General features: G+C 71.9%; 5 protein-coding genes. 4 read left to right on the forward strand and 1 reads right to left on the reverse strand.

The annotated features are described in order from the left end of the window. Window positions 1-29: 29 nt before the first annotated feature. The gene (locus G6022_RS03870) at window positions 30-890 is read right to left on the reverse strand and encodes a bifunctional methylenetetrahydrofolate dehydrogenase/methenyltetrahydrofolate cyclohydrolase (RefSeq protein WP_182691021.1); all 861 of its coding nucleotides are present in this window, start codon (window positions 888-890) and stop codon (window positions 30-32) included. Window positions 891-950: 60 nt separating this feature from the next. On the opposite strand from G6022_RS03870, the gene G6022_RS03875 reads away from it, so the two are divergent. From G6022_RS03875 to G6022_RS03890, 4 genes are all read left to right on the forward strand, one after another. Beyond that, the gene (locus G6022_RS03875; RefSeq protein ID WP_182610420.1) at window positions 951-1,442 is read left to right on the forward strand and encodes a tRNA (cytidine(34)-2'-O)-methyltransferase; all 492 of its coding nucleotides are present in this window, start codon (window positions 951-953) and stop codon (window positions 1,440-1,442) included. Window positions 1,443-1,456: 14 nt separating this feature from the next. After that, a complete protein-coding gene (locus G6022_RS03880) occupies window positions 1,457-2,455 on the forward strand; it encodes a metal ABC transporter substrate-binding protein (protein ID WP_182639233.1) in 999 nt (332 codons plus the stop codon). After that, window positions 2,452-3,249, forward strand: coding sequence for a metal ABC transporter ATP-binding protein (locus tag G6022_RS03885; RefSeq protein ID WP_182691023.1), 798 nt, complete (start codon window positions 2,452-2,454; stop codon window positions 3,247-3,249). Before G6022_RS03880 ends, G6022_RS03885 begins: the two co-directional genes overlap by 4 nt. Further along, window positions 3,249-3,745: metal ABC transporter permease (locus G6022_RS03890; protein ID WP_182691025.1), on the forward strand; the 497-nt coding region annotated here is incomplete at its 3' end. The genes G6022_RS03885 and G6022_RS03890, both read left to right, overlap by 1 nt.

Consider the following 3,745-nt stretch of genomic DNA (forward strand, 5'->3'; position numbering starts at 1 on the left):
CGGTCGGGGGCGGGGTGGGTCATGCGGGCCTAGGACGTCCCCGCGGCGAGCCGCTCGCAGCGCTCGACCACGTTGGCCAGCAGGAACGCCCGCGTGAGCGGACCGACGCCACCCGGGTTCGGGGAGACCGCACCGGCGACGTCCCACACGTCCGGGTGGACGTCGCCGGCCAGCTTCCCGTCGAGCCGGGACACCCCCACGTCGAGGATCGCCGCGCCCGGCTTGACCATGTCCGGCGTGAGCATGTGGGCCACCCCGGCCGCGGCCACGATCACGTCGGCCCGCCGCGTCTCGGCGGCCAGGTCCCGGGTTCCGGTGTGGCACAGGGTGACGGTCGAGTTCTCGCTGCGGCGGGTGAGCATCAGCCCGATCGGGCGCCCCACGGTGACCCCGCGGCCGATCACCACCACGTGTGCCCCGTCGAGTTCGACACCGAATCGCCGCAGGAGGTGGATGGCGCCGTTGGGGGTGCACGGCAGAGGGGCCGTCGCGTTGAGGACCAGCTTGCCGAGGTTGACGGGATGCAGTCCGTCCGCGTCCTTGGCCGGGTCGATGCGCTCGAGGATCGCGTTCTCGTCGAGGTGCTTCGGCAGCGGTAGCTGAACGATGTACCCGGTACACGCGGGATCGGCGTTGAGCTCGTCGATCACGGCCTCGAGCTCGGCCTGACCGGTCTCGGCGGGCAGGTCACGCCGGATGGAGGCGATGCCGACCTGCTCGCAGTCGCGGTGCTTCATCTTGACGTAGGAGTGGCTGCCCGGGTCGTCGCCCACCAGGACCGTTCCCAGCCCCGGGGTGATGCCCTTGTCGCGCAACGCGGCGACCCGGTCGGTGAGGTCGGCGACGATCTCGTCGCGGGTGAGCTTTCCGTCCAGCTTGATAGCGGTCACGGGCGCCAGTATCCCACTCCGGAGCGGCCACGTCGCCAGCGCACTGCGAGAATGGCCGCCATGACCGGAGCCGGCGTGCGTGTGTTGTTCGACCGACCCCGCATCCCCCCCAACACCGGCAACGCGATCCGGCTGGCGGCGGGGGCGGGGTGTGAACTCCATCTGGCCGGGCCACTGGGCTTCGACCTGTCCGAACCGCAACTGCGGCGGGCGGGGCTCGACTACCACGACCTGGCGCACGTGGAGGTCCACGAGGATCTCGAGGCCGCGTACGCGCGACTACTCCCGGCGCGGGTGTGGGCGTTCACCGTGCGGGCCGACCGCTCGCTGCCGGAGGTCCGGTTCTCCCCCGGTGACGTCCTGCTGTTCGGGCCCGAGCCCACCGGTCTGGCCCCGGACGTGCTGGCCGACGAGCGCGTGACCGCGACGGTGCGCATCCCCATGCTGGCGGGTCGCCGCTCCATGAACCTGTCCAACGCCGCCGCCGTGGTGGTCTACGAGGCCTGGAGGCAGCAGGGCTACCCAGGCGGTATGGATATTCCGCCACTTTGACTTAATATTTCGGTATGCCGAAATCTCATCTGGCCGGGGGCCGCAATCCCCGGGCCGGTCGCCGGCGACCCTGGTCCCCCGCGGCCGCGGTCGTCGTCGCACTCGCGACCGCGATCGTGGCGGCCGCCTGCACCACCGGCACCTGGGGGGCGGTCGACGTGGACGACCGGCCCCGGTTCGCCGCCCGGGAGGCCGACGACAGGGTCGTGGTGGCCACGACCTTCACGATCCTCGCGGACATGGCCCGCCGCGTCGGTGGGGACCGGGTCCGGGTGGAGTCGGTGACGACCCCGGGCGCCGACATCCACCAGTACGAGCCGTCCGTCGACGACCTCAAGCGGGTCGAGGGCGCGGACCTGGTGGTGAGCAACGGTCTCGGCATGGACGACTGGCTGCTGCGCTTCATCGACGGGACCGACGCACGCCACGTGGTCACCTCCGAGGGGGTCGACCCGCTGCCGGTGCGCTCCGGCAACTACACCGGGCGGCCCAACCCCCACGCGTGGATGTCGCCCGACGAGGGCGCGAGATACATCCGGACGATCGCCCGCGCCCTGACCGAGGTCGACCCGGAGGGAGCCGAGGGGTACCTCGCTCGCGCCGAGGACTACGTGGCCGAACTCGACGAGCTGGCGTCCCGCGCCCGCGCGGCCGTGGCGGCGGTGCCGCAGGACCGCCGTGTCCTGGTCACGTGCGAGGGCGCGTTCTCCTACCTGGCCCGGGACCTCGGCCTGGAGGAGCTCTACCTGTGGCCGGTCAACAGCGAGTCCCAGGGGCTGCCGCGTCAGGTCACCGCCCTGATCGACGAGGTGCGTGACCGTGAGATCCCCGCCGTCTTCTGTGAGTCGACGGTCTCCGACGCGGCGATGGAGCAGGTCGCGGACGAGACGGGCAGCAGGGTCGCCGGGGTGCTGTACGTCGACTCCCTCTCCGCCCCCAGCGGCCCGGTGCCCACCTACCTCGACCTGCTCGACCACGACCTCGAGATCATCACCCGGGAGCTGACGTCATGACCGACCGACCACTGCCCTTCTCGGCGCACACGGGCCCGCCCGCCGTGGTCGTCACCGACCTCACCGTCGACCGCGGCCAGATCCGCGCGCTCGACTCGGTGTCCCTCTCGGTGCCGACCGGGGAGATCACCGTGCTGCTCGGCCCCAACGGGTCCGGGAAGTCCACCCTGCTCCAGTCTCTGCTCGGTCTGGTCACCCCGACCGGTGGATCGGTGCGCCTCCTCGGTTCCCCGGTCCGGCGCGCGCTGCGCACCGGACGGGTGGCGGCGGTGCCCCAGTCGGACGGGCTCGACGAGCGCTTCCCGGTCACCGCGGGTGAGGTGGTCATGCAGGGCCGCCGCCGCTTCACCGGTCCGTGGCGCCGCCCGTCCGCCGCCGATCGACTCGCGGTCGACGAGGCCCTGGACCGGGTCGGGTTGTCGCCGATCGCGGGGCGGCGCATCGGCGAGCTCTCGGGCGGTCAACGGCGACGGGTCCTGCTGGCCCGCTGCCTGGCCCAGGAGGCCGAGCTGCTGCTCCTCGACGAACCGTTCAGCGGCATGGACGCCGGCAGCGAGGAGGTCTACATCGACGTGCTGCGCGAGCTCACCGCCTCGGGGCGGACCGCACTGGTCTCCACCCACCACCTGGGCACGGTCGAGCGGCTCGCGGACTCGGTCGCCCTGCTCAACGGTCGGCTGGTGGCGCACGGCCCCGTGGCCGAGACCACCACCCCCCAGATCCTGTCCACGTTGCTCGGGGCGCGGCTGCCCGCCGTCGACGACCGGTCGCCGACCGCCGAGGGAGCACTGTGATGATCGATCTGCTCGTCGAGCCGATGAGTTACGAGTTCATGCGGCGCGCCCTGCTCGTGGTGGCCGCCTCCGGTGTGGCCGGCGCGTTGCTGAGCTGCTGGCTGGTCCACATGGGCTGGTCTCTCATGGGTGACGCGGTCTCCCACGCCGTCCTGCCCGGTGTGGTGATCGCCGCCCTGATCGGCATCCCGTTCGCGGTCGGCGCACTCATCGCCGCGCTGGTCGCGGTGGCGCTCATCGGCGCGGTCCGAGAGGGGGGGACGGTGCGGGAGGACGCGGCCATGGGCATCGTCTTCACCGCCCTGTTCTCGTTCGGACTGGTCCTCATCGCCCGGTTCCCCAGCGGGCAGGACCTGCACTCGATCCTGTTCGGCAGCGTCCTCGGGGTGCGCGATTCCGACCTCGTCCAGGTGTTGGCGGTCTCGGCGTTCACGGTGATCGTGCTGCTGGCCTTCCGCCGCGATCTCATCATGCTGGCCTTCGACCGGCTGCACGC

Origin of the sequence: Dietzia sp. Cai40 (assembly GCF_014145165.1) — a bacterium.
GTDB lineage: Bacteria > Actinomycetota > Actinomycetes > Mycobacteriales > Mycobacteriaceae > Dietzia > Dietzia natronolimnaea.